Here is a 25,539-nt window from a genome sequence, read left to right as displayed (position 1 = left end):
GGCGCCGCGTCCTACCCCAGCCGCATCGACAGTTCCACGTCGCCGCCGAAGGGCGTCGACAGGTAGCCCGACGCCGGCGAGCGCACCCGCGCCAGGTATTCCGGGCAATGGTCGGCGTTGTCCGCCACGATCAGCGCGCCGGGTCGCAGGCGGTCCTCCAGCAATGCCAGGACGTCCGAATAGAGCGCCTTGGCGCCATCGAGCAGGACCAGGTCGATGCGGTCCGGCAGCCCGGTGGCGAGCGTTTGCAGCGCGTCGCCCTGGCGCAGTTCCACCAGGTCGGCCAGGCCGGCTTCGGCCAGGTGGCCGCTGGCCAGCGAGACCTTGGAAGGCTCGAATTCGGTAGTGATCAGCCGGCCGCCGCCGTTGTCGCGCAGCGCCGCCGCCAGGTGCAGCGTCGAGATGCCGAACGAGGTGCCGAATTCGATGATGGAACGGGCCTGTGTGCTGCGCGCCAGCATGTACAGCAGCGTGCCGGTCTCGGGAGACACGGCCAGCGGCAGGTCCTTCATGCGGCCGTAGAACTCGCGGTATTCGGTCTTGCTGCGCATCAGCCGCGACTGTTCGGCGTCGGACATGTTCGCCAGGGCGGGGCCGGCATTGGCCCAGGAGGCGTCGGCCTGCGTGAACAGCCGGTCGAGCAGCGAGGCCAGGGGCGCGGAAGTCAGGGTGTTGGTCATGGTGATGGGTTTCCAGTCGGAGGGCTCCGGTTTAGAATACGACGAATTCGTCGCATTTCCCTATTCGCATTTCGCGCGCCGCCATGACCACACGCCGCAGCACCCGGCTTTCCGAGAGAAAACAGCCGCAGCAGGCCCGTTCTGCCGAGCTGGTCGCGGCCATCCTGCAGGCGGGGGCTCAGGTTTTGGCCAAGGAGGGGGCCACGCGCTTCACCACTGCCCGCGTGGCCGAGAAGGCCGGCGTCAGCATCGGTTCGCTCTATCAATACTTCCCCAACAAGGCCGCCATCCTGTACCGCCTGCAGACGCAGGAATGGCAGCAGACGTCCGACCTGTTGCGGCGTTTGCTCGAAGACACCCGCTACGCGCCGCCCCGGCGGCTGCGCAACCTGGTGCATGCCTTCGTGCGCTCGGAATGCGAAGAGGCCGTGATGCGCGTCGCCCTCAACGACGCCGCGCCGCTGTACCGCGATGCGCCCGAGGCGCGCGCCACCAAGGAAGAGGGCGGCCGCGTCGTGCTCGCCTTTCTCGGCGAGGCCTTGCCTCAGGCCAGCGACGCCACCCGCGCGCTGGCCGGCGATCTCATCACCCACACGCTCAGCGCCGTCGGCAAGCAGTTCTCGGAAAGCCCGCGCACCGAGGCCGAGATCGAGACCTACGCGGACGCGCTGGCCGACATGCTGTGCGCGTATCTCGAGAGCCTGGCGGGCGACAGTCGACAGCCGCGCCGGCGTGCCGCCAAGTAATCTGCAAGGGGGAGGCTGTCTCTCGCGCCATTGCGTACAACTGCCGGGGAGGCGGACGCCATTACTGTTCCACCGACGACGGTTGCGCGACGCCCGGCACGCCGCGCCGGATGTTGCGCGAATACTGCGCCGCGTCCCGCGTGGCGCGGGCGCGGTCGGTGTAGCGGCCGGCGTCGCGGTACGCCTGCAAGCTGTCCGCGCCCGCCAGGGCCCCGAGCCGGTACAGATATTCCGGCAGGTACCCGGACAGCAGCAGGCGGTAGTCCAGCGGCAGGCCCGGCACGATCTTGTCGGCCAGCCGGTACACGATGGTGATGCAGTTGGCCGTGAGCGTGTTGTAGAAGCGCGGCTGGCGCCGCAGGCGCGTGGCCGTTTCCACGTACGACAGCAGCAGTTTGCGCGGCGCGCCGGCCGGCATGCGCACGCGGTAAAGGTAGCCGTCCTCGCCGCGCACGTTGGTGCGCACGCGCAGGCTGTCTTCCTCGGCCGAGGCCAGCACCGACAATTCGTACTGGCGGAAGAATCCGCCGATCTCCGAGAATGTGTCATTGCGCTTGCGCCGGATTTCCACCGAGAACACCACGTACTGGCCATCGGTGAACCCGAACGACACCAGCGCATGCGCGATCGCCGGCCGGCCCCAATACGACAGCGCCAGGTCCACCGAGGCCAGCTTCGACAGATCGTAGCGGCGGGTTTCCCAGCGCGCGTCGAAGTCGGTGCGCGAACGCCAGTCGAAGTTGCGCACGTTATGCAGCGTCAGGCGGTCGCCGTCCACCTCGCCGTAGGTGGTGCGGGCCACTTCCGGCATCCAGTCGCGATCGTTGGATGGCCGCATGCCCCAGATCCACCAGGCCAGCAGAATCAGCAGCATTGCCGCGAACACCGCCGCGGGCAACCGATATCCCCAGGCCAATCCGGCCAGCGCGGCGGCGGCCAGTGCCAGCCAGGCCAGCGGCGCCAGCAAGCGCGCGCGGCCCCCGCCGGGCGACTGGAACCACAGCGCCAGCGCGCCCCACAGCGCGCCCGCGATCACCACGGCCGCCAGCAGCCCCGTCATGACTGGGTCTGGGCGTTGCGGGCGACGGCCTCGCGGTCCTGGCGGCGCCAGCCGGCGCGCAGCGCGGCGATCTGGCGCAGCGCCGCCTGCGACATCTTCCACCAGCCGAACGGGCGCGGGTCGGCCAGCATGCTGAGCGCGCGCGCATAGTCCAGCGTCAGGCCCGGGGTCCAGGCCATGGTCAGGGCGCGCTTGCGGATCTGCGCCGCCACCCATAGCTCGGGCGTGAACAGCAGGCGCCACATCACCCCCCAGCCGGCATCCGGGCCATGCAGGCGGCCGACCACGCCATCCAGCGCCGCTTCCAGCGCAGCCGAGACCGAGCTGGAACAGTTGCGGTGGGTCAGGTTGTAGATCTCGGTCTTGCGGTATTCGTCCCAGAAGGCCGCCAGCTTGGCCGCGTCGTAATTGCGGATGCGCACCTGCATGGTCGACGGGCACCAGGCCTGGGACTCGGTGGCGTAGTCGGGCTGGTACACGCCGGGCACGTTGTTGTCGGCGGTGGCGCGCAGCAGCGTGCCGAACTGTTCGGGCGAGTGGTCGATTTCCACCGCGGGGTACAGGCTGATGTAGATGCCTTCGGGCGATTCGAGCGCGGCATGGCCGGTGGACACGACGCCATTGATGTCCACGGCCGCGATGTAGCGGTCGACCACCGGGTAGTGGCGGGTCTCGGTCCTGGCCGAGCCCGACGGCGTCCATACATGCACGGTCAGGGCGCGCTCGCTGGCCTGGGGCGGGCCATCGAACACTTTCTGCGCCGGGCCGTCGGCGCGCGTTGGCATGAAGGCGGGGTCGGGATTGGCGGCCAGCGCCGGGTTGGCATCGAGGCTGCGCACGCGGCGCGCCAGCCACAGCAGCTTCACACCCGAAATCGCCAGGAACAGGCCGATGCAGTACGGCACCGTGCCGACGTAGTGGGTGGGGTAGGGCTGGAAGAAGAAGATTGCCAGCAGCACCTCGGCCACGCCCGAGGCGAACACCACGCGCCAGCGCTGGTAGCGCACCACGTAGGCGGCGATGCACTGGATCAGCCCGTCCACCAGGAACAGCAGCCCGAAGATCATCGACAGCACGAAATGCCCGTGGTGCTGGCCCGCCAGCACCAGCGTGCCGGCCGCCAGCACGAACACGCCCTTGGTGTAGCGCAGCACACGCTGGCCGCCGACCCCCGATTTGGCGATCGCCAGGGTGGCGATGCCTTCGACCACCAGCAGCGCGGCGAAGAAATTCAGCGGAAAGTAGAGCGCATTATCGAGCGCGTCGATGAACACGAACGCGCCGGCGGCCAGCATCAGCCAACCGCCGATCATCAGGGCGCGGGCGCGCTTGTGCAGATAGTCGACACCGAGCAGCAGCAAAACCAGGTGGCTCATGGGGGCGGAGTCTCCATGCAAGGGTGCGATGCCACGTAGGGCGGATATCGCATGCAGGGTACCGCGAGCGCGGCCCGGTCGTCGAGTCGCGGCTGCCCGCGCCGGCGCCTGGAGGCCGGCTCGGGCAAGGACGCGTCAGGCCAGGGCCGGGACCGCGCGCGGGCGCAGCGTGGCCAGCACCCAATAGACGCCGCCGCCGATTCCCACGCCGAAGAACCAGCCGTAGGTGGCCCACCAGGCCGGCAGCAGGTCGGTGAAGTTGGGCAGGATGGTCGAGAACACGCTGCCGATGCCGGTGGCGATCAGCGCGTTGATGTTCCAGCCGCCCTGGTAGCGGTATTCGCCGTGCTCGTCGTACAGCGCCGCGACATTGATGCGGCCCTTGGCCACCAGGTAATAGTCCACCAGGATGATGCCGAGCAGCGGCCCCATCGTGGCGCCGATGGCGTTGACGAAGTGCGCCGCGCCGCCTTCCCACGGCGCGAACGGATACAGCACCAGCGCGATCAGCGCCGCGATGTAGCCGCCGCGCTTGAAGTCGATGCGCTTGGGGAACACGTTCGAAATATCGAACGCGGCCGACACGAAATTCGCCACCACGTTGATGCCCAGCGTGGCCACCGCGAAGGTCAGGGCGGCCAGCAGCGCCAGCACCCAGCTATCGAACTTGGTGGAGATCTGCTCGGGGTGCAGCAGCACTTCGCCATAGACCTTGTAGGCGGCGATGGTGGTGACGCCCGCCACCAGGGAGAACGCCACCAGGTTCACCGGCAGGCCCCACAGGTTGCCGCGCTTGACGGCCTGCCTGTCGCGGGCATAGCGCGAGAAATCGCAGAAGTTCAGGTACAGCGCCGCGAAGTAGGTGATCCAGGTGGCGCCCACCGCCATCAGCGCCCAGAAGCTGCCCGGCGCGCCGTTCACGCCCGCGTCGCGCGTCTTGTCGAGCAGCACGTCCATCGGGATGCCGTGGTCCAGGCTGAAGCCGCCGGCCTTCACGCACAGCCCCACGGCCAGCACCAGCATGGCGATCCACACCGCCGGGCCGGCCCAGTCCTGGAAGCGGCGCACGGTCTCCATGCCTTTCTGGATGATGAGCAGTTGCAGCGCCCAGATGCCGACGTAACAGATCAGCTCCAGCCCCGAATGCCCCAGCCATTGCGTGTTCTGGTGGAAGGCCAGCAGGCTGTCGTTGCGCACCAGCAGCGCCACGATGGCGCCCGAGGCCGCCGCCGTCTGCGCGCCGTACCAGAAACAGGCCACCACCGCGCGCACCAGCGCCGCCAGGTTGGCGCCCCAGATGCCGAACGAGGCGCGCGCCAGCACCGGGTAGGGCACGCCGGTCTTTTCGCCGGCATAGCCCATCAGGTTCATCAGGAAGAAGATCACCAGCGAGCTCAGGCCGATGGCGATCAGGAAGTTGACGAAGCTGCCGCACAGCAGGAACAGGCTGGCGGCCAGGTAGTAGCCCCACAGGCTGTGCACGTCCGAGGTCCAGACGTTGAAGATGCTGAAGGCGCCCCAGCGGCGCTCCTTGGTGGGGGCCAGGTCCTCGTTGTAGAGACCGGGCGACGGATTTCGGATATCGATGGCGAGCTCCCTGACCCACGTGTGGGCATGGCCGTAAAGGAAGCCGGGCCGACCAATACAGCAGCAACACTTGGACGGAGCCTGGCGCGTACTATGGTGTGCAAAGAGTGTATACAACCTTTGCGCCAAATCGCCCCTGGGGTTTTCCCTTCCGGTGGGCGCGTGCGGGGAGCGGGCGGGAGGCGCGGACGCCGTGGGGGCGGCGCCAGGGCGTGGCGTCGGGACCGGCGAGGGCCGGAGGGATCAGCCCGGCAGCGCGCCCCGCAGCCACTGGCTGGTCAGGTCCAGCACGATGTGCGGTTGCTCGCGGTGCGGCACGTGGCCGCAGTTTTCCAGCAGCGCCTGCCGGCCGCCGGCCAGGCGCGCGATGATGCCGGGATGGGCGGACGAGCCGTACTCGTCCTCTTCGCCATGCAGCGCCAGCACCGGGCATTGCACCCGGCGCAGCGCGTCATCGAGGTTCCAGTGCGCGAAGGCCGGCGACAGCCAGGTGTCGACCCAGGCGCTCAGGACCCAGGCGGCCTTGTCGCCGTGATACTTCTTCAGGCGGTCCAACTGGCCCGGTTCGGCGAAGTTGCGTTGCGCCGCGCGGATGCCGTCGAGCGTGCGGTCCTCGGCGAAGGTCTGGGCCGACTCGGTGATCAGCGCCCGGCAATCGGCCGCATGGGCCGCCGCGCAGCAGATGCCCATGCCGCCGCCGACGCTGTGGCCGAAGGCGATGAAGGGGCCGATGTCGAGCGCCCGCCGCAGGTCCTGGAAGCCGCCGTCGGCCTCGGCTTCGACGAAGCCCGTGGCCAGCGTGGCGGGGTTGGGATCGGAGCGGCCGAAGCCCAACCGGTCATAGGCGATGACGGCGCGGCCGGTGGCCAGGGCCAGGCGCTCGGGAAAGTCGCGCCACAGTTCGACGCAGCCCAGCGAATCATGCAGCAGCACGATCGGCGCCGCGTCCGCATCGCGCCCGGCCGGATCCCAGCGCCGCGCGAACAGGCGGCCTTGCGGGGTGGGCACATGGACATCCTGGCTGGCAATCGACGACATGGAGGGATCCTGGGAAGCAAAAAGGCGCCGTGGCGCCGTTTGGAGGAATCGCGGGATTATAGAAAACCGCCCGCGCTATTCCTCGGCCGTCCATTCGACCTGCACGCCCAGGCTGCGCAGGTTCTCGACAAAGCGCGGATGGGCGCGGCGGATCGGGGTGGCGTTGCGGATCTCGGAGCGTCCCTCGATGCTGCTGGCGATCATGAACAGCGCGATCGCCACGCGGATGATGTAGGGGCTTTCGACCACCGCCGGCGTCAGCGGATTGCCGCCGAAGGTGATGACGCGGTGCGGGTCCGACGAGAACACGTGGGCGCCGAACTTGGACAGCTCGCCGGTCCAGCCCAGCGCGCCGTCGTAGACCTTGTTCCAGAACATCGCGTTGCCCTGGGCGCAAACGCCCAGCGCGATGAAGATGGGCAGCAGGTCCACCGGGAAATACGGCCAGGGCGCGGCCTCGACCTTGGTCAGCACGTTGCTGGTGAAGGGCGTCTGCACCTTCAGCGGGCCGTCGCGCAGCGCGCGCGACCAGCCGTTTTCATGCACGATCTTCACGCCGAACTTGGCGAAGGTGCGGTCGATCAGGGGGAAGTTGGCCGGCGTGCTGTTGCGCACCACCACGTCGCCGCCGGTGATTGCGCCCAGCGCCAGGAAGGTGGTGATCTCGTGGAAGTCTTCCTCGAAGGTGAACTCGCCGCCGCGCAGCGTGGCGCCGCCGCGCACCGTCAGGCGCGAGGTGCCGATGCCGTCGATGTCGGCGCCCATCATCGTCATGAAGCGGCAGAACTCCTGCACGTGCGGCTCCGACGCGGCATTGGTCAGCGTCGATTCGCCGGCCGCGGCGGCCGCGCACAGCACGAAGTTCTCGGTGGTGGTGACCGAGGCGTAGTCGAGCCAGTGATGGGTCGGCTTGAGCGGGCCGGCGCTGCGCACCAGCAGCGAGCCGCTGGCGCGTTCGACCTCGCCGCCGAACGAGCGGAAGATGTCCACGTGCGGATCGATCTCGCGCACGCCCAGCGTGCAGCCCTTGACGTTGTCTTCCAGCCGCGCCACGCCGAAGCGCGCCAGCAGCGGGGACACCAGCATGATGGACGAGCGCATCTCTTCCGGCAGGCGGTGGCGGGCGGCGTCGAAGGTGGTGTCGCGGTGGTGCAGGTCCAGCGTGCGGGTGCTTTCATCCAGCCGCACTTCGCTGCCCAGCGTGCGGAAGATGTCGAGGATCTTGCGCACGTCGGTGATGTCGGGCACGCCATGCAGCCGCAGCGGCTGGTCGGTCAGCAGCGTGGCGCACAGGATCGGCAGCACTGCGTTCTTGTTGGCCGACGGGATGACGCGGCCGCGCAGGGGGGTGCCGCCGTGGACGATGAGATTGGACATGGGTGAGGAGCTTGGACGACAGGTGGGACGGCTAGGGGAAAACGCGGGGGAAATTGTACCGGCATGGCCCGATGGGCGTTGGCCGTGCTCAGGGGAAATGGTGTCAGACTGCAAACCGGGTGACCGGACGTCGCGGCCGCGGGGGAGGGCGTGGCGCGCCGCCGCATGGACGCATGCCGGCGGCTTCGGTATAAAGACCGGCAGGCGCCGCGCCCGGCGCCACCCACAGGGAATCGCCATGCCCAGCGCCAAGTCCGTCACGAACGCGCACGCCCCGTCGCAGTTGATCGATGCCCGCATCCGCGAGCTGCACGACTGGCGCGGCCCGTTGCTGGCGCGGGTGCGCGAGGTGATCCTTGCGGCCGATCCCGGCGTGATCGAAGAGTGGAAGTGGCAGGTGCCGGTGTGGTCGCTGGGCGGCATCCTGTGCACCGGCGAAACCTACCAGCGCGCGGTCAAGCTGACTTTTCCCAAGGGCGCGGCGCTGCCCGACCCCGCCGGCCTGTTCAACGCCAGTCTGCAGGGCAACGCCCGCCGCGCCATCGACATCCGCGAGGGCGAGGCCATCGACGCGCAGGCGCTGACGGCGTTGATTCGCGCCGCCGCGGCGCTCAATGCCGCCGGCGGCAAGGCGCCCGCCGCCGCCCGCAAACACGCCAAGCCGGCCTGAGCGGCGCCTCCCGTTTTCAGGCCGAGGGGCCGCGGTTCGCCGGGGAGCGGAACTTGCGCAGCATGACCGCGCCGCCGATCGTCAGCGCCAGGCCGCCGCCCAGGTAGGGCAGGCCGAAGATCAGCAACCAGAAGAAGAGCGCCGTCTTGGCGTCGCGCGCCTCGGCCGATCCGGCGGCATGCCCGCCCAGGTCCATTCCCGGCAGGGCGGCCAGCAGCGTCAGCAGCAGCGTCACGCCCAGCACCAGGCAGCCCCACGCAATGCGGCGCCGGTTGTCGGCCACGCGCAGCAGCGCCGCCGCCACCACCACCGCCACCACGAGGCACAGCACACTGCCCGTGATCAACATGCGGTCCAGCGCCACCGGGTCGAGCGGCGCGTCGGGCTGGTCCAGCCCGAAGGCCATCTGCAGCAGTGAGTTGAGGACGCCGTAGGCGGCGCGGCCAATGACCAGGCCAAAGCCGACGCTGGTCAGCCACTTGATTACGGTCGGGTTCATTCAAGATATCCTTGCTGTTGCCTGAACGTCAGAGAATACGCTATTACGAGGTTCGCCCCGGATGTCCGAACATCACCAGTTCATCTTTCCCCGTTACCCCCATCTGCCGCCGCCCGACTGGCCGGCGCTGCAGACGCGCCTGCTGGCCGAGGGCTATCTGCTGGAGCCGCGCGGCGATCGCGTGCCGCGCGAGGCCCTGGACGACCTGAGCCATCGGCTGGCGCGCTTGAAGGAAGGCTCGTTCCAGTATCGCCACGGCCTGCGCACCACCGGCGACGTGATCGCGCTCTATCAGTCCGCCGGCCATCTGCCGCCCGATATCCCGGTGCGTCATCACGACACGATGGAAGAGACGCTGGCATTGCTGGCGGCGCACGGCGTCGCGCCTGATGCGTCGCTCGACGATGAGCGCAGCAACTGGCGCGGCCCGTATTGCTGCCTGGGGCCGGCGGCCCGCGCACTGCTCAACCCCGCGCAGCGCGCGCATTACGACGCCGATCCGGCCGGGTTCAGCGTGGTGATGCTGGCCTACGAGGGGGCCGAGCCGTATGTCGGCGTGGGCGAGAACCTTGAAGTGCCGAGCCTGCCGGGCTCGGATGAACGGCTGGAGGAATTGCCGCCGTTCGGCTCGCACGTCGATTTCATCGGCGTGGCGTACGAGGATCCGGCGGTGCGTTGGCGCAACCCGGCGGACGGGCGCGAATACCATCTGTTCGACCTGGACTGGCATTACAGCCTGGCGCTGGGGTTCCGCATGATCCGCGCCAACTGCCTGGAAGAAGGCAGCGCCGAGGCGCTGGCGCGGGCGATCGGCCAGATGGTCGACCAGCCGATGGCATGCAGCCACCGGCATCTGTGAAACGCGGACGCCAGGCCTGCTGTGGCAGGCCGGGGGCGTCGCATCGAGGCCGTCGCGTCGATCAATAGTAGATGTCGACGTAGTCGGTCAGGCCGCCGCACGCTTCCATCTGCTGCAGGCGCCAGTACTTGCGCTTGCCGGTGGCGCGGAACTCGTAGTCGCCGGTGCGTTCGCAGCGGCGGCCCTTGTCCGGCGCATCCACGATCAGGATGGTGCCGCGGAAGGTGAAGCGGTCGGCCGAGATCGACAGCACCTGGCCCTTGATCGTCACCGAGCCATTTTCGTTGGCGTGGCCGCCTTCCAGGCGCACCACGTCGTTCTCGTCCACCGCCTTCAGCTTGCCGCGCGCGTCGGTCCACAGCCATTGCACGCTGATGCCGCTGTTATGCAGCAGTCGCTCGTAGGCGGCCTGGTCCTTGATCTCGGTTTTCTGCGCGCCCTGGGCCTGGGGTTGCGCCGGCGCCTGGCTCTGCGTCTGCGCCGAACCGCGCGGCGGCAGGCGGCCGTCGTTCTGCGCGGGCGGCTGCTGGGTCTGCATCTGCGTCTGGCCCTGCGATTGGGCAGCGGCGCCGCCGCGCGGGGGCAGATCGCCCGCCAGCGTGGCGGAGGCCGCGGTGGCCAGGGCCAGGCCCAGCGCCAGCAGGCCGGCTATCCGTTTCTTGCCGGCCAGGGCCGGGGCGCGATCTTGGTTCTTGTGCATGATTGTCGTGAAGAAAGGAAGGGGGAAAGCGCGCTGTCGCCGACGCGCGGGCGGTGGCGCCGTCAACTGGGGACGTAACTTAGCACGTGGCCGCGACGGGGTAATTGCGATTTCCGTCTTGTGTATCCAATCGTTAACTTGGCAGCGCAGGCGGCGTCGGGAGCCGCCCGCGCGTGCCTTCACGGCTTGGCGTAGTGGTTCTTTTCATACTTCGGCCGGGCCTGGAAATTCTTCAGGGCATAGGCGAGGAATTCGGCCTTGCTGATGCGGCCGTCGCCATCCGTGTCCATCGCGGTGATCTGCTCGGGCGTGGCTTCCTGCAGCAGCGGGCCGCGGGTCAGATAACCGTCGGCATTGATGTCCTGCTTGTTGAACGCCGCTTCCATGCGGGTCAGGTATTCCTGCTCGCTCATGGGGCCGTGGTTGGCGGGCTCGATGGCTGCGTCGGGCGCGGCCGGTTTGGCGGGGGCGGCTTTCGCGGCCGCGGCCGGGGCGGCGGCGGTATCGGACGCCGCGATCGCGTTGCCCGCAAGGCCGGTCAACAGCATCGCCGCGACCAGCCTGGCCATCAGGGTGGCGTGTTTCATGATTCTCCTTGTTCTCCGAAAGGCGGCCATGCCGTCAGGCGGGGGCGTGCCGTGGCCGCGCGCGGCTCATTTTGCCTGAAGCGGCGACGCCGGCGCCGGATGCAATCTTTCGGTTACCAATCCGCCGCGCCAGGCCGCGTGCAGGCCGCGATTATTGCGGCAGCAGCCGCAGCCCGGTGCGCTTGACGAACTCGTCGTAGCCGATCGGCGGCCCGGCCTTGGTGCTGGCGCTGTTGGCCTGCCAATGCACCCACGAGCGGTGCGTGGTGGCGTCGTACACGACCTTGTATAGATACGTGGGCACGGCCACGCCGGCGCCGATGGTCTTGGGACGGTCGTCATACACCGGGCCGGTGAAGACGTACACATCGCCGGCCGCCCGCATCACATACTGGCGCGTGTCCTGCTCGATGCGGCTCCAGGGGCCGGCATTGTGGCTCTGGTCCTGCGGCACCATGTTGGCCAGCGAAAAACTCTGCGCCATGGCCTCGGGCGTGGCCATGTCGCCGGCCGGCGCCATGTGGCCGCGCGAGTAGCCCGAGCCGCGGTAGTCATCCAGCTCCGAACGCTCGGCGCGCGGCACCCGCGCCTCGGCGTAGAACTTGTCGGTGCGGTGCAGTCCCTTGGCCTGCGCCAGGTTCTCGCGGTTCAGCCGCTCGGCCACGAACACCGGCGTCTTGGTCGAGCCGTTGTGCAGGATGGCGAACGAGGAGAAACAGACTTCGCGCAAGCGTTGCGCGGCGGGCACCGCGGGCGGCTGGGCATTCGGGAAGAACTGCGGACAGTCGCTGAAGGCGGTCTGCACCAGCGCCGCGTTGGGCGCGGGCAGGGCCACCGGCGCGCTGCGCTGCAGCGATGGCCATTCCAGGCGCGACAGCATGTCGCCAACCGCCGCCGGCATCTTCCATTGCGGATGCAGCACATAGGTGGCGGCGCCGAAACTGGCGAGCGAGGTGACGATCAGCGCGCGCAGGAAGCGCGGCACGCGGCCGGCGGCGCGGCTTTGGGATCGGGAGGGGGAGCTTCTCTTTCTGGGAGCGGGTTTCTTCGCGCGGGTCATGCTACCTGGGGGCTACGGACCGGCCGCCATGCGGGCCGGCCAAGGTGACCCCGGATTGTAGATGAGTGACGGATTTGTCACGCCGCGCCGCGCCCGCGCCGGAAGGGACATGATGTCGCATCCGGCCCGGACCCCTCGGCGGGGCCGGGCAATCCACGGACTATCAAGCCTCTGCTTCGGGTTCCCGCCGCTGCGCTTCGAATTCCGCGCGGTTGTGCAGATCGAAGTACAGCACCTCGCTCCATTCCAGCCCGAGGATGTAATCCACGCGCTGGTTGCCGCCGCCGTCGAAGCCGTCATCCAGGCGCAGGCCATGGAAGGCGTCCAGCGGCGCCGCGCCGCGTTCGCGGGTGGCCGCCAGCAATTGGCGGCCCGCCTCGGCCGGGTCCGCCGGCAAGGCGTCGAGCGCTTCGCCCGCGCGCCGGCAACGCGCCAGCTCCCGTTCCACCTGGGTCTTGAGCGCGGCTTTGTCCGCTGCCGCCATCAGATCCAGTTCGACCGTTTCCAGCAGCAGATAGTCGTTGCGATGCGCCTCCAGGAAGGCGATGGTCTCGTCCAGCGCCGCCAGCAGTCCGGACGGCGCCCGCGTGTCCGTTTCGGTCTTCGCGCGGGCCGGCGCGAACAAGCGCTTCAGGCCCGCTAGCAGTGACGGCTCCGGGTCCTGCGCCACGTCTTGCGCGGCGGGCGCGGGGGCCGATGCGCCGCCCGGCGCCACGGTCGTCCGCACGATGTCGGCAAAGCGCTTGATCCGCGCCAGCCCCGGCTCGAAGCGGCTGCTGATGGCGTGCAGCGGGGTGCGCTGTTCCGGTTCGTCGTTATCCAGGCCGTCGGAGATCAGGGAGGCGCACAACTGTGGATCGCCCGACATCAGCAGGCGGTACGAGAACGGCACCGCGTAGGGCCATTCGGACAGCCCGGTGATGGTCTCGGGCCGGTCGGCGTAGGCGGCGGGTCGATTGCTCAGGCTGTAGAGATAGGATCGGTTGGCCATGGGGGCGCGGCGCGTGGGAAGGGAAACGGGACGCCGGCTCCGGGGAAGGGCGCGGCACGGATGCGGCGCAGGCCGCCGCGTGGCGCTATTGAACCGCGGCGGCCTTGGCGCACGGTTGCAGACTGCCACGATTTACCACCAGGTATTTCTGGCGCGGCGGCCCGTCCCTGGCATTTAGCTGAAACAGTGTGACTATAATTCCGCCTCACCATGTAATAAGACTGGTTCTTATTGCCATTCACATGCGAGCGGAGTTTCCATGGCTGTAAGCCTTTCATCCCGCCGGTGCCCGGTGCATTTCCGGGCCCGGCAATTGCCTTTGATCGTATTCGGCCTGGGCCTGCCGGGCGCCGTCCTGGCGCAGTCCGCCCCTGCCGAGGTCCACTTGCCCGCCGTCACCGTCACGGGCAGCGATGTCGAACAGACCGCGGTCGGCCCCGTGCAGGGCTTTGTCGCCAAGCGCGCCGCCACCGCCACCAAGACCGACACGCCGGTGATGGAAACGCCGCAGTCGATCAGCGTCATCACCCAGGATCGCATGACGCTGCAGGGCGCCCAGTCGGTGCAGCAGGCGGCGGGCTATACCGCCGGGGTCACGGCCGGCGCGTTCGGGCCGGACAATCGCGGCGACTCCATCAAGATCCGCGGCACCGATTCCACCCAATACCTCGACGGCCTGCTCAACGCCGTGGGGTCCTACAACAACACCCGGCCCGATCCCTACGCGCTGGAGCGCATCGAGATCCTGCGCGGGCCGTCGGGCATGCTGTACGGGCAGGGCGCCATCGGCGGCATCGTCAACCAGATCAGCAAGCGGCCGCAGCCCGAAGCGATGCGCGAGATCGGCGTCAGCTACGGCAACCACAATCGCAAGCAGATCCAGGCCGACCTCACCGGCCCGATCGACGAAGACGGCAAGTGGCTGTATCGCGTGGTCGCGCTGGGGCGCGACAGCGACAGCTCGGTCAAATACGTCGACGACGATCGCTATTTCATCGCGCCGTCGTTGACCTGGCGGCCCAGCGCCGCCACCTCGTTGACGCTGCTGGCCAATTTCCAGAAAGACAATAGCGGGTCGATGGTCGGTTTCTTCCCGTGGCGCGGCACGCTCACCAGCACGCCGGCCGGCCGCATCCCGCAGGACTTCTTCGTCAGCGAACCCGACTTCGACAAGTACACCGCCAGGCAGAGTGCGGTGGGCTACCAGTTCGAGCACGCCTTCAACGACAACGTCACGGTGCGGCAGAACCTGCGCTACACGCACAGCGAGGTCGACTATCGCAGCATCTACACCGCCGGCTTCAACGGCGCCGGCCACGGCTGGGTGCCGGGCAGCGACACGCTGCTGCGCCGCGTGATCTACCAGAACCAGCCGACCCTCAAGCAGTTCGTGGTCGACACCCAGGGCCAGTTCAAGTTCCAGACCGGCCCGATCCGCCACACCCTGCTGACCGGCATCGATTACCAGCGCTCCGTGCTGGATGCGCGCCAGGGAGTGGGCGGCACGGTCGCGCCCATCGACGTGCACAACCCCGTGTACGGCAACTTCACGCCGCCCACCTCGACGGTCAGCGCGCCGACCTCGCGCGGCAACCAGTTGGGCCTCTACATGCAGGACCAGCTCGAATGGGAGCGTTGGCTGCTGATGCTGGGGCTGCGCCATGACCGCTCGCGCGCGTCGGTGGACGATACGCCGTCCGGGTCGCGCGATGACAGCGAAATGAGCAAGCGCTTTGGCCTGATGTATCGCTCCGAGGCCGGCCTCAATCCCTATCTGAGCTACTCGGAATCGTTCCAGGGCCTGGCCGGCTTCAACCGTGCCAACCAGGCGTTCAAGCCGCTGCGCGGCAAGCAATGGGAGGCCGGCCTGAAGTACCAGCCGCCGGGCGAAAACCTGACGGTCACCGCCAGCGTGTTCGACATGACCGAGAAAAACCGCAAGGTCGCCGGCGTGGTCAACGGCATTGCCGACACCGTGCAAGTGGGCGAGGCCCGCACCAAGGGCGCCGAACTGGAGGCGCTGGCGTCGCTGGGCAATGTCGATCTGGTGGCCACCTACACCTTCCTGGACGCCAAGGTGGCCAAGGGCACGCCGGCCGAACAGGGGCGCCAACTGGCCAGCATTCCCCGGCACATGGCGTCGTTCTGGGCCAACTACCGCTTCAGCGTGATGGGAACCCCGGGCTTCCTGGCGGGGGCGGGCGTGCGCTACAACGGCAGCAGCGATGACGGCACCGGCCAGAACGGCGTGCCCGCCGTCACCCTCTATGACGCCGTGCTGGCCTACGACGCGGGCCCCATGCGCCTGGCGCTGAACGTCACCAACCTGTTCGACAAACAGTACGTGGGTACCTGCCTTGCCCGCGGCGATTGCTTCTTCGGCACCCGCCGCACGGTGATCGGGAGCGTGACCTACCGGTTCTGACGTCCCGCCGGGAGCGCGGTCAAATTGGGGACTTATGACCCCGGGCGACCGCTTTCCCGTCACCTATCCGCGGCGGATTTCCCCCTAAAATTGCGAACGCCGCCGCAATTTCCTTCTGGCGTGCCACCTCTTTCCGGCCGAGATGCACGTCGATCTCCTCACCCTGTACTTCATTACCATCGGGACGCTGCTGGCCAGTGCCGGCCTGACGTTCTGGGAGTATCGAACCCACCCCCACCGCAGCCGCTCGCTGGGCATCCTGGCGGTCGGCTTCGGCACGCTGGCGCTGGGCTGTATCTGCGCCTTGTTCCGCGCCGATCTGCCGGCCGCGATCGGCGCGCCGCTGAGCAACCTGGTGATCCTCGGCGGTTACCTGCTGGTGCTGGACAGCGTCGCCTCGCTGAGCGGGCGCCATTACCGCAAGCGTTCGATGGGCTTGCTGGCGGTCATGGCGCTGATCTGGCTGGCGGCCGGCGTGCCGGGGCAGGACGTGGTGTGGAAATACGTCAGCGCCTTGCCCATCGCCCTCGTCAGCGCCCTGACCGCGTGGGAACTGCTGCGCTGCGATTCCATGGGGATGCCGAAAACCCGCAACTTCGCCGTGGCGGTGGCCGGCGTGCACGCGCTGATCTATTTCGGCCGCGCCTTCCTGCTGCCGTGGTGGGTGGCCGCCGAGGGGCCCTGGGTGCAACTGCTGGCCAGCAACATCACCATGTACGAAGGGGTGCTGTATTCGGTGCTGCTGCCGATGACGCTGATCAAGCTGATCCGCGAGGAAACCCACGTGCAACTGGTGCACGAGTCGCAGACCGACTACCTGACGCGGCTGGGCAACCGCCGCTGGTTCTTCGAGCAGGGCGCGCGCCTCATCGCGGCCAGCGCGGGGCGTGAGCCTGTCGCCGTGCTGGCGTTCGACCTGGACCAGTTCAAGGCCATCAACGACCGCTACGGCCACCATACCGGCGACCTGGTGCTGGCGGCGTTCGCCACCGTGGCCCGCGACGCGCTCGGGCCGCAGGTCATCCTGGCGCGCCTTGGCGGCGAGGAATTCGCCGCGCTGCTGGCGGGCGATGACGCCCGCCGCGCCCATCAATTGGGGGCGGCGGCGGCCCGCCGCTTCGCCACCACCATCGCCAACCCGGCCGACGGCCTGGGCATCGCCGCCACGGTCAGCATCGGCCTGGCCTATTTCGACGAGGACGTGCCGCCGCTGGCCGATGCGCTGTCGCGTGCGGACCTGGCGCTGTATCGCGCCAAGTCCCTGGGCGGCAACCGGCTGGAAGCGGCCCTGGCGCCGGAGCGCGCCGCCGCGGACTGAGGCGCCGCCGTCGCGGCCAGTGGCGCGGCCCGCGCGGCGAAACGCCCGGGGCCGTTCAGGGACGGGCCTATGCTTTGCGTCGACGCTTTGGACCGATAATGACGGCCATGACGACTTCCACGCCCGCTTCCTCCGACCGCGACGGTTTCTGGTTCGACGCCGCCGATCCCGACATGGCGCTTGAACGCGCCGGCAACCATGTCCGCCTGGCGCGCGCCGAGCCGCCCTGGCTGGTCGTCGATCAATCCATTGCCACCATGACGCTGGGCCGCCGCTGGCCCGGGCAGTTGTGGCGCGTGCGCGTGACACAACTGGGCGACATGTCCGGACTGGTGGCGCAACCCGGCTACTGGCGCGCCGCCGCGATCGAACTGCTGCAACCGCTGCCGCTGGGCGCGCTGTTCGGCCCGCACGGCGAGGCGGTGGTCGACATCCTGGCCCGCATTCCCGAACTGACGCGCGAACAGGCGCGGGCGTTGGGCGCCGATCTGCCTGCCGACGGCTGGGACCGCTACGGTCGCGCCTGGGAGCGCTGGTCGAAAGACGAAGAGGGTGTCCCCACGCCTGCCGATGCGCCGCCGCAATCGGAATGGTATGGCGTGCTGGCCGCCGCGAGCCGTCGGGGCGGGGCGCGTTCGCCCGTGCATGGCGGCTTGCTGCAGATCCACGGCCTGCTGCGGCAACGCGCCCAGGCCGTCGATGGCGACGCCGCGTTCATTCGCGAAGTGGACGAGGACGGCGAGGTCGACGAGTCGCTCGCGGCGCCGTGGGACGGGGCCAGCGACGCCTTGCTGTTCGCCGCCATGGCGCGGGGGGCGCCGCAATACCTGTCGACGGCGGACGCCGATGCGCTGTCGCGGCCCTGGCGCGAGGTGTTTGGCGTCCGGGCCGGATCGATGTGAGCCAATTCGGCCGCTTTATCGTTTCACCGCAGCGTTCGGATGATTTCACGCCCGTCGCCATGTTGGCAGCCGTCAGGGCATGCCGCGCGGCGCAAGGGCGCGCCGGCGCGCTTTATTCCTCGCCCCGCCAGGACTTGCGCCGCCGCGCCCGCGGCTTGGGCGCCACGCCCAGGCGCGGATCGCGCGCCAACGCCAGTTCCACCAACCGGGCCGCCAGCGTCTCGAACGCCTCGTCGGTCTGCGGCAGGTACAGCCACTTGCCCAGTTCCGGGTGCGGCAGCAGGCTCGGCATATCGGCCAGCAGCGCCGCGTGGCGGTCATGCGAGGTGCACACCATCACGCCGTTCCAGGGGATGTCGCGGTCGGCCACCACCAGGTACAGCGCGCCGTCCAGGTAGGCGGCGTCGCAGCCGAACATCTTGCGGCGCAGATAGCCGGGATCACGCTCGAGCGGGTCGAGGATCCACAGCAGTGAATTGGCGCGGGCGGCGCGCTGGCGGGAAGGGGGCGAGAACAGGTTGGGGCGTTGGGGCATTGCGAACGGCGCGGGCGGATGGGCCAGGTTCAGACGATACCCGATCCCGGCCGCGCGCCGTTCAGGGGCATCCGTTACCCAGGCCTGCGGGCGCCGGCCCGCGCGGTGTCCGCACAAAGCAGATATGCGATCCCGCGCATAGCGCCATCGCCGCCCCGCGCCTACCATGCTGCAAACACAAGAACCCCCAGGGTGGAGACAGCATGAGAATGGCAAGTGCGCTGACCGCGGTCAGCCTGTGGCTCGGCGCGGGCCTGATATCGGCGGCCGTGGCGGCCGGGGCCTATCCCGACCGGCCGGTCAAATTGATCGTGCCGTTCCCGGCCGGCGGCGCCACCGACCTGATGGCGCGCTCGCTGGCGCAGGGCCTGGGCGAAAAGCTGGGCCAGACCGTGGTGGTGGAGAACCGCGGCGGGGCGGGGGGCACCATCGGCGCCGAGGCCGTGGCCAGCGCCGCGCCCGACGGCTACACGCTGCTGTACTCCACCATGGGCGTGCTGACCATCAACCCGTCGCTGTACCCCAAGCTGCGCTACGACCCGCAGCGCAGCTTCGCGCCGGTGTCGATGACCAACCTGACCTCCAACCTGCTGGTGGTCAACCCCGACCTGAAGGTCAGCTCGGTCGCCGAACTGGCCGAACTGGCGCGGCAGCGGCCGGGCGAGCTGACCTTCAGCTCCTCGGGCAACGGCACCACCAGCCACCTGGCCGGCGAGATGTTCAAGACGGCGGCGCATGCCGACATCCGCCATATTCCCTACAAGGGCACCTCGGGCGCCATCAACGACTTCCTGGCCGGCCGCATCTCGATGATGATCGACACCTCGTCCAACTTCATCGAGCAGGTCCGGCAGGGCAAGGTGCGGGCGCTGGCCGTGACCAGCCGCCAGCGGCTGGCGGCGCTGCCCGACGTGCCGTCGATGTCGGAGACGCCGGGTTTCGAGGACTACGAGGTCAGCCTGTGGTCCGGCGTGCTGGCGCCGGCGGGCACGCCGCGTCCCGTCATCGACCGCCTGAACGCCGACATCAAGGCGGTGATGACGTCGCCGCGGATGGTCGAGCGCATGGCCGGCTACGGCATCCAGACCACCCACAGCACGCCCGAAGCCTTCGCCGAACGCATCCGCGTCGATACGGCGAAATGGGCGCGCATCATCGAACAGTCCGGCGCGCGCGCCGATTGAGGCCTCGGCTCCCGGCCCGCCCCGCGGCCGGGCCCCTGGAAGGAAATCCCATGCGATTGATGCTTCGATCCCTGCTGGCGGCGGTGGCCCTGTCCATCGGCGCCGCGTCCGCGGCGGCGGCCTATCCAGACCGGCCCGTCATCGTGGTCAATCCCTACGCCGCCGGCGGCCCCGCCGACGTGGTGGCGCGCAGCCTGGCGCGGGCGCTGGAAAAGCGCCTGGGCCAGCCGGTGGTGGTGGAGAACAAGCCCGGCGGCGGCGCCTCCATCGGCACCGGCTTCGTGGCGCGCGCCAAGCCGGACGGCTACACGCTGCTGCTGGGCACCTCGGCCGGCCACGTGGTCACGCCGCTGATGCAGAAGACCGCGTACGACGGCGTTAAGGGCTTCGCCTTCTGCTCGGTGGTGGCGGTGCAGCCCATCATGCTGGTGGTCAATCCGTCGCGCGGCATCCGCTCGGTGTCCGAGCTGATCGCCCGCGCCAAGGCCGAACCCGGCAAGTGGAGCTACGGCTCGGCCGGGGTGGGGGGCGCCACGCACCTGGGCGCCGAACTGTTCCAGCAGGTTGCCGGCGTGCAGTTGAACCACATTCCCTATGCCGGCGCCTCGCCCGCCGTCAACGACGTGGTGGGCGGCCAGACCGACCTGGCCATGCTGAACCTGTCGGCCAGCCTGCCGTTCATCCGCCAGGGGCGCCTGCTGGCGCTGGCCTATGCGTCGGACAAGCGCTCTCCGCTGCTGCCGGACGTGCCGACGCTGGCCGAGGCCGGCGTGGCGGGCGCGGACGCGGCCACCTGGTACAGCCTGGCCGCGCCGGCCGGCACGCCCGCGGACATCGTGCGCACCCTGAGCGACGCCGTCCGGGCCGTGAACGATGATCCCGACTACCGCCGCGTCATGCAGGAGCAGGCGATAGCGTTGATGGCGCTGTCGCCGCGGGAAGCGGACGCCTACGTCGCCAAGGACCTGGCCGACATGCGCAGGCTGCTGGGCACGCTGGGCTTGCTGGCCAAATGAACACAGGGTCACCGGACACACGACCACGCATGCGCACGGCCGTCGGCCAGGCGCGGACGCGGCGCCGGCCACCAGGAACGCATCCATGAACTTCGATTTCAGCGAACTCAGCGCCACCAACGCCTTCAAGCTGCTCTCCAGCGTGGTGGTGCCGCGCCCCATCGCCTGGGTGGTGAGCCAGTCGGCGCAGGGGCAGCGCAACGCCGCGCCGTTCTCGTTCTTCAACGTGGTCAGCAGCGACCCGCCCATCGTGGCGCTGGGCATCGGCCCGCGCGGCGGGCAGTTGAAGGACACCTCGCGCAACATCCTGGAGACCGGCGAGTTCGTCATCAACCTGGTGTCGGCCGAACTGGCCGCGCAGATGAACCACACCAGCCTGGACTACGTGGCCGACGTCGATGAGCTGACCCGCGCCGGGCTGGCGACCGCTCCCTCGCGGGTGGTCGCGCCGCCGCGCATCGCGCTCAGCCCGGCGGCGCTGGAATGCCGCGTGTGGCAGGTGCTGGATGCCGCGCCACAGCGCGTCATCGTGCTGGCGCGGGTGGTGGCGCTGTACCTGCGCGACGACGCGCTGCTGGACGCGCAGCGCTTCCATGTGGACACCCCCGCGCTGCGCCTGCTGGGCCGCATGCACGGCGCCGGCTGGTACGCGCACACCAGCGACCTGTTCCAGATGCGCGCGCCGGACGCCGCCAACGATCCGGCGGTGCGGCCCGCGCAAGGCCATTGAACCGCGTCACGATTTCAAATTTCCTGGGAGCCTCTTGATGAAACTGCATTGGTCGCCGCGCTCGCCCTTCGTGCGCAAGGTGATGATCGTCCTGTACGAAGCCGGCATCGCCGACCGCGTGACGCTGGTGCGCACGCCGGTCGCCATGGACAAGCCCAACCTCGACCTGGTGGCCGACAACCCGCTGATCAAGCTGCCGACGCTGGTGCTGGACGACGGCACGCCGGTCTACGACTCGCGCGTCATCTGCGCCTATCTGGACGGCCTGGCCGGCGCCGGCCTGCTGCCGGCGGACCCGGCCGCGCGGCTGCTGGCCGAGCGGCGCCAGGCGCTGGGCGACGGTTTCCTGGACGCGCTGCTGTTGTACCGGCAGGAACGCAACAAGCCGGTCGAGAAGCAGACCCAGGCCTGGCTCGACGCCTTCGCGCTGAAGACCCGCGCGGTGCTGGCCGTGCTGGAGGCCGAGGCGCCGGCCCTGCGCGCCAGCCGCTTCGACCTGGGCCTGATCGCCATCGGTTGCGCGTTGTCGTATCTGGACTATCGTTTCCCGGACCTGGCCTGGCGCGACGGCCATCCGGCGCTGGCCGCCTGGCACCAGGACTTCAGCGCGCGGCCCTCGGTTGCGCGCAGCCAACCCGACGAAACGCCTTGAGCGAAGGACGATGATGAGCCGCATCCCACTGCCCACGCCCGACAGCATGAGCGACGACCAGAAGCGCGTCTACGAACGCATCGTCTCCGGCCCGCGCGGCCGGCTGGTCGGCCCCTTGCGCGCCGCGCTGCACAACCCCGAACTGGCCGAGCGCTGGCAGGCGCTGGGCGCCTTGCTGCGCTTTGGCACCAGCCTGCCGCCGCGCGTCAGCGAACTGGCCATCGTGGTCACCGCGCGCCGCTGGAACAGCCAGATCGAATGGCACATCCACGCCCAGGCCGCCCGCGCCGCCGGCATTGCCGACGCGGTGTTGGACGCCATCCAGGCCCGGCGCGAACCCGTATTCGACAACCGCGACGACGAGATCGTCTACGCCTACGCCCGCCAACTGCAGGAGACCGGCCAGGTCGAGCCCGCCCTGTACGCCGAGGCGGTGCAGCGCTGGGCCGCCGTCGGCGTGGTCGAACTGACCGCCGTCATCGGCTACTACACCATGGTGTCGATGACGCTGAACGCGCACGAGATCCCGATGCCGGACGACGCGCCCGCGCCGCTGGACGCGCCGCAACAGGACGGCTGGCCGGCGCTGAGCCGGCTGGCGCCGCTGGCCGGGGAGGGCAAGGCATGACCGCGCCCGCCGACTCCACGCAACCCTACGTGCCCGACAGCGTCGAGACGCCGCGCATGCCACAAGCGCCCACCGAACCGTTGCCGCCTCTTGCCTGCGACACGCATTGCCACGTGTTCGGCCCCTACGAGCGCTTCCCGCTGTGGCATCCGTCCTCTTACGCCGCGCCCGACGCGCCGGCGCAGCGCTATCTGCGCATGCTGGACACCCTGGGCGCCGCGCGCGGCGTGCTGGTGCAGCCCGCGCCCTACGGCACGCATCCCGATGCCTTGCTGGACGCGTTGGCGCAGGGCGGCGACCGCCTGCGCGGCATCGCGGTGGCCGACCCGTCGGCCAGCGACGCGCAACTGCGGGCCCTGTATGACGGCGGCGTGCGCGGGCTGCGCTTCGTCGAGGCGCGCGACCCCGCCGGCAATCTGTTTCCGGGCAGCGTGGGGTTCGACCAGGTCGCCGCGCTGGCCCCGCGCATGAAACACCACGGCCTGCATGCACAGTTGTGGGCGCCGTGCGATACCTATCTGCGCCACCTGCCGGCGCTGGCGAAGCTGGACCTGCCGCTGGTGATCGACCACCTGGGCAGCCTGGTCCCGGCGCGTGGCGACCAGGACCCGGCGTTCCAGTTGCTGCGCGGCCTGCTGGCCGACGGCCGCCTGTGGATGAAGCTGACGCTGTGCCGCGTCGGCAGCGCGCCGGACTACGAGAATGCGCGCTTCCTCCACGACGCCTTCGTCGCCGCCAACCCCGACCAGGTGCTGTGGGGCTCCGACTGGCCGTTCGTGCGCATGGGCGCGTCTGCGCCGTCCGCCGACGCCCTGGTGGCGGTGGCGCAGCGCTGGCTGGGCGATGACGCCATGCGCCGCAAGGTCTGGGTCGACAATCCCGCGCGGCTCTACGGCTTCGATTGAAGCGCCGGCCCCGTCAGGGGCTGGCGTGCCACACGCCTTCGCCGCCGATCTCGCGCACCAGGCTCTGGATCTGCGCGGCCACCTCGGTGACGGTGCGGCCCGGCCCCTTGGCGCGGGCGAAGGCCATCGAGATGATGCGTCCCATGGCCGGATCGCGCAGCGCCGCGATGCCCAGGCGGCCTTCCTGCACCTCCTGCCAGACCGCGTGCAGCGGCAGCACCGTGTACATGTGTTCGTGCTCGACGATGGACTTCATCAGCGGCAGCGAATCGGCCTCGATCAGCGGCGCGATGCTGATCTTGCGCGCCCGCGCCAGCCCGTCCAGCGCATTGCGCAGGCCGTTGGGCGCGCCGGGCAGGATGAAGGGCAGGCCGTCCAGTTGTTCGAAGGCGACCTCGCCGCCGCGCGTCAGCGGGTCGCCGGCCGCGCCCACCAGGTACGAATCGACCGAGGCCAGCGCCTGTTCGCCCGGCGGGCATTTGTCGCCATAGCGGTACAGGATGGCGATGTCGACGCGGCTGTCGGTCAGCCATTCCTCGATCTGGCCGCTGGAGCCTTCCAGGATTTTCAGGTGCACCTTGGGAAACTGCTTGCGCAGCCGCGAGAACAGCCGCCGGATCAGCGGATGCGCGGTGGACGGCAGCAGCCCCAGCGTGACCTCGCCGGCCGGCTCGCGCGCCTCGCCGTTCAGCTCCAGTTCCAGCCGCTCGGCGTCGCCCAGCAGCGTGCGCACCAGCGGAAACAGGCGTTCGCCCACTTCCGACAGGTGCACGCCGCGGCCGGTGCGGTTGAACAGCCGCGCGTTGCACTCGCGTTCCAGCGCGTTGATGCGGCGGCTCAGCACCGACTGGTCCTGGTCCAGGTAGAGGGCGGCGCGCGAGATGCTGCCCAGTTCCGCGATCGCCAGGAAGGCCCGCCACTTGTGCAGGTCGGCGGTGACGTCCAGGCTCAGGCCCGTGGCTTTGGCAGGCGGCATGATGGATAAGGCGGCAACGAAAGAGACGGCATAAGGGTACGGCAAAAGCGGGCCGGCATGGGACTATTCCAGCCCCAGCTTGCCGCGCCGGATCACCTCGCCCCATTTCTTCGATTCGGCCTGCATCAGCGCCTGGTAGGCCTCGGGCGTGGTGGCCGTGGGAATGGCGCCCTGGTCGATCATCTTCTGCCGCAGGGCCGGTTCGGCCAGCGTCTCGGCGATGGCTTGCGACATCTTCTGCACCATCTCCGGCGGCGTGCCGGTGGGGGCGATGATGCCGTAGTTCGATTCCACGATCACACCGGGAAAACCCGCCTCCTTGGTGGTCGGCACGTCCGGCAGGCCCTCGAAGCGCGTCGGGCTGGCCACCGCCAGCGTGCGCAGCTTGCCGGCCTTGATGAAGCCCAGCACCGCCGAGGCGTCGCCGGGGAACATCTGCACCTCGTTGGACAGCAGCGCCGTCACCGCGGGCGAGGCGCCCTTGTACGGCACGTGCATGATGTCGATGCCGGTCTGCTGCTTGAGCAGCTCGCCGCCCAGGTGCGGCGTGGTGACGTTGCCGGCCGAGCCATAGTTGTACTTGCCGGGCTGGCGCTTGGCGCTGGCGACGAAGTCGGCCAGCGTGGCGTCGGGCAGGGACGGGTTGACCACGATGACCAGCGGGATGCGCGCCACCAGCGACACGTACTGGATCCTGGACACGTCGTACGGCACCTTCATGACGTGCGGCAGGCCGGTGATGGCGCCCGGCACGCCGAAGCCGAAGGTGTTGCCGTCGGGCGTGGCGCGCACCGTGGCGTCCACGCCGATGGTGCCGCTGGCGCCGGCCTTGTTCTCGATCACGATGGTCTGGCCCAGCCGCTGGCCCAGCGCCGGCGCCAGCAGCCGCGCCAGGTTGTCGACCGAGCCGCCGGGCGGGTAGGGCACGATCAGCCGGATCGGCTGGCTCGGCCAGGGCGCGGCGGCCTGGCCCGGGGCGGCAAAGGCGGCGCCCAGCAGCAGGGCGGCCGCCGTCAGTGCGGTAGCGTTTTTCATCTG

The 25,539-nt window shown here is 69.4% G+C and carries 26 protein-coding genes; 12 read left to right on the top strand and 14 right to left on the bottom strand.

The features are described 5' to 3' along the window. Positions 1-11: 11 nt before the first annotated feature. The gene (locus HV783_RS02615; protein WP_175188654.1) at positions 12-680 is read right to left on the bottom strand and encodes an O-methyltransferase; all 669 of its coding nucleotides are present in this window, start codon (positions 678-680) and stop codon (positions 12-14) included. An 83-nt stretch (positions 681-763) separates the two neighbouring features. Between HV783_RS02615 and HV783_RS02610 the strand changes: the two genes are divergently transcribed. Further along, on the top strand, positions 764-1,426 hold the full coding sequence (locus HV783_RS02610) for a TetR/AcrR family transcriptional regulator (protein ID WP_175188653.1): 663 nt from the start codon (positions 764-766) through the stop codon (positions 1,424-1,426). Between the two features lie 61 nt (positions 1,427-1,487). On the opposite strand, the gene HV783_RS02605 is transcribed toward HV783_RS02610, so the two are convergent. The 5 genes from HV783_RS02605 to HV783_RS02585 all read right to left on the bottom strand — a co-directional run bounded on the left by HV783_RS02605 (position 1,488) and on the right by HV783_RS02585 (position 7,864). After that, positions 1,488-2,486, bottom strand: coding sequence for an Lnb N-terminal periplasmic domain-containing protein (locus HV783_RS02605; RefSeq protein WP_175188652.1), 999 nt, complete (start codon positions 2,484-2,486; stop codon positions 1,488-1,490). Next, positions 2,483-3,862 (bottom strand): HdeD family acid-resistance protein, encoded by a 1,380-nt coding sequence (locus HV783_RS02600; protein ID WP_064527084.1) that lies wholly within the window; start codon positions 3,860-3,862, stop codon positions 2,483-2,485. Before HV783_RS02600 ends, HV783_RS02605 begins: the two co-directional genes overlap by 4 nt. Before the next feature lie 135 nt (positions 3,863-3,997). After that, positions 3,998-5,449, bottom strand: coding sequence for an NCS1 family nucleobase:cation symporter-1 (locus tag HV783_RS02595; RefSeq protein WP_054502434.1), 1,452 nt, complete (start codon positions 5,447-5,449; stop codon positions 3,998-4,000). Between the two features lie 243 nt (positions 5,450-5,692). After that, entirely contained in the window at positions 5,693-6,487 is a 795-nt protein-coding gene (locus HV783_RS02590) for an alpha/beta fold hydrolase (protein WP_064527082.1), read from the bottom strand. Positions 6,488-6,562: 75 nt separating this feature from the next. After that, a complete protein-coding gene (locus tag HV783_RS02585; RefSeq protein WP_054502240.1) occupies positions 6,563-7,864 on the bottom strand; it encodes a UDP-N-acetylglucosamine 1-carboxyvinyltransferase in 1,302 nt (433 codons plus the stop codon). Positions 7,865-8,102: 238 nt separating this feature from the next. Between HV783_RS02585 and HV783_RS02580 the strand changes: the two genes are divergently transcribed. Continuing rightward, positions 8,103-8,534: a DUF1801 domain-containing protein gene (locus HV783_RS02580; RefSeq protein WP_064527078.1), complete on the top strand. Its 432-nt coding sequence runs from the start codon at positions 8,103-8,105 to the stop codon at positions 8,532-8,534. Between the two features lie 16 nt (positions 8,535-8,550). On the opposite strand, the gene HV783_RS02575 is transcribed toward HV783_RS02580, so the two are convergent. Next, positions 8,551-9,033 carry a hypothetical protein gene (locus HV783_RS02575; protein ID WP_064527076.1) on the bottom strand — a complete coding sequence of 161 codons (483 nt, stop codon included), beginning with the start codon at positions 9,031-9,033 and terminating at the stop codon, positions 8,551-8,553. Between the two features lie 61 nt (positions 9,034-9,094). Between HV783_RS02575 and HV783_RS02570 the strand changes: the two genes are divergently transcribed. After that, on the top strand, positions 9,095-9,892 hold the full coding sequence (locus tag HV783_RS02570) for a hypothetical protein (RefSeq protein WP_054502243.1): 798 nt from the start codon (positions 9,095-9,097) through the stop codon (positions 9,890-9,892). Positions 9,893-9,953: 61 nt separating this feature from the next. On the opposite strand, the gene HV783_RS02565 is transcribed toward HV783_RS02570, so the two are convergent. The 4 genes from HV783_RS02565 to HV783_RS02550 form a co-directional block, all read right to left on the bottom strand. Further along, positions 9,954-10,592 (bottom strand): hypothetical protein, encoded by a 639-nt coding sequence (locus HV783_RS02565; protein WP_054502244.1) that lies wholly within the window; start codon positions 10,590-10,592, stop codon positions 9,954-9,956. Between the two features lie 179 nt (positions 10,593-10,771). Further along, positions 10,772-11,179 (bottom strand): EF-hand domain-containing protein, encoded by a 408-nt coding sequence (locus HV783_RS02560; RefSeq protein ID WP_254603824.1) that lies wholly within the window; start codon positions 11,177-11,179, stop codon positions 10,772-10,774. Between the two features lie 151 nt (positions 11,180-11,330). After that, on the bottom strand, positions 11,331-12,239 hold the full coding sequence (locus HV783_RS02555) for a DNA/RNA non-specific endonuclease (RefSeq protein ID WP_162876671.1): 909 nt from the start codon (positions 12,237-12,239) through the stop codon (positions 11,331-11,333). 163 nt (positions 12,240-12,402) lie between these two features. After that, positions 12,403-13,230, bottom strand: a complete 828-nt coding sequence (locus HV783_RS02550; RefSeq protein ID WP_054502245.1) for a DUF7822 domain-containing protein — start codon at positions 13,228-13,230, stop codon at positions 12,403-12,405. A gap of 259 nt (positions 13,231-13,489) precedes the next feature. On the opposite strand from HV783_RS02550, the gene HV783_RS02545 reads away from it, so the two are divergent. The 3 genes from HV783_RS02545 to HV783_RS02535 all read left to right on the top strand — a co-directional run bounded on the left by HV783_RS02545 (position 13,490) and on the right by HV783_RS02535 (position 17,875). Continuing rightward, complete coding sequence (locus tag HV783_RS02545) at positions 13,490-15,655, top strand: TonB-dependent siderophore receptor (protein ID WP_254603823.1); 2,166 nt, start codon at positions 13,490-13,492, stop codon at positions 15,653-15,655. Positions 15,656-15,797: 142 nt separating this feature from the next. Then, positions 15,798-16,973, top strand: a complete 1,176-nt coding sequence (locus tag HV783_RS02540) for a GGDEF domain-containing protein (RefSeq protein WP_175188651.1) — start codon at positions 15,798-15,800, stop codon at positions 16,971-16,973. Positions 16,974-17,080: 107 nt separating this feature from the next. After that, positions 17,081-17,875 (top strand): hypothetical protein, encoded by a 795-nt coding sequence (locus HV783_RS02535; protein ID WP_254603822.1) that lies wholly within the window; start codon positions 17,081-17,083, stop codon positions 17,873-17,875. Positions 17,876-17,987: 112 nt separating this feature from the next. Here HV783_RS02535 and HV783_RS02530 read toward each other — a convergent pair whose 3' ends face one another. Next, complete coding sequence (locus tag HV783_RS02530; protein ID WP_175188649.1) at positions 17,988-18,410, bottom strand: hypothetical protein; 423 nt, start codon at positions 18,408-18,410, stop codon at positions 17,988-17,990. A gap of 203 nt (positions 18,411-18,613) precedes the next feature. On the opposite strand from HV783_RS02530, the gene HV783_RS02525 reads away from it, so the two are divergent. The 6 genes from HV783_RS02525 to HV783_RS02500 all read left to right on the top strand — a co-directional run bounded on the left by HV783_RS02525 (position 18,614) and on the right by HV783_RS02500 (position 23,525). Further along, on the top strand, positions 18,614-19,594 hold the full coding sequence (locus tag HV783_RS02525) for a Bug family tripartite tricarboxylate transporter substrate binding protein (protein WP_026382972.1): 981 nt from the start codon (positions 18,614-18,616) through the stop codon (positions 19,592-19,594). Between the two features lie 59 nt (positions 19,595-19,653). Further along, entirely contained in the window at positions 19,654-20,610 is a 957-nt protein-coding gene (locus HV783_RS02520; protein ID WP_254603831.1) for a tripartite tricarboxylate transporter substrate binding protein, read from the top strand. A gap of 85 nt (positions 20,611-20,695) precedes the next feature. Beyond that, entirely contained in the window at positions 20,696-21,340 is a 645-nt protein-coding gene (locus HV783_RS02515; protein ID WP_020928207.1) for a flavin reductase family protein, read from the top strand. A gap of 37 nt (positions 21,341-21,377) precedes the next feature. After that, positions 21,378-21,992, top strand: coding sequence for a glutathione S-transferase family protein (locus HV783_RS02510; protein ID WP_063581554.1), 615 nt, complete (start codon positions 21,378-21,380; stop codon positions 21,990-21,992). A gap of 13 nt (positions 21,993-22,005) precedes the next feature. Beyond that, complete coding sequence (locus HV783_RS02505; RefSeq protein ID WP_175142785.1) at positions 22,006-22,620, top strand: carboxymuconolactone decarboxylase family protein; 615 nt, start codon at positions 22,006-22,008, stop codon at positions 22,618-22,620. After that, positions 22,617-23,525, top strand: a complete 909-nt coding sequence (locus HV783_RS02500; RefSeq protein WP_020928204.1) for an amidohydrolase family protein — start codon at positions 22,617-22,619, stop codon at positions 23,523-23,525. Before HV783_RS02505 ends, HV783_RS02500 begins: the two co-directional genes overlap by 4 nt. Before the next feature lie 13 nt (positions 23,526-23,538). Here the strand turns inward: HV783_RS02500 and HV783_RS02495 are convergent, their stop codons facing one another. Together HV783_RS02495 and HV783_RS02490 are read right to left on the bottom strand one after the other, a co-directional pair. Next, positions 23,539-24,501: a LysR family transcriptional regulator gene (locus tag HV783_RS02495; protein WP_049073298.1), complete on the bottom strand. Its 963-nt coding sequence runs from the start codon at positions 24,499-24,501 to the stop codon at positions 23,539-23,541. Positions 24,502-24,564: 63 nt separating this feature from the next. Next, complete coding sequence (locus HV783_RS02490) at positions 24,565-25,536, bottom strand: Bug family tripartite tricarboxylate transporter substrate binding protein (RefSeq protein ID WP_175188647.1); 972 nt, start codon at positions 25,534-25,536, stop codon at positions 24,565-24,567. Positions 25,537-25,539 lie beyond the last annotated feature (3 nt).

Origin of the sequence: Achromobacter dolens (genome assembly GCF_902859745.1) — a bacterium.
Lineage (GTDB): Bacteria > Pseudomonadota > Gammaproteobacteria > Burkholderiales > Burkholderiaceae_B > Achromobacter > Achromobacter dolens.
Note: the sequence above shows the minus strand (reverse complement) of the source record. Positions and strands in the feature narration are given on the sequence as shown.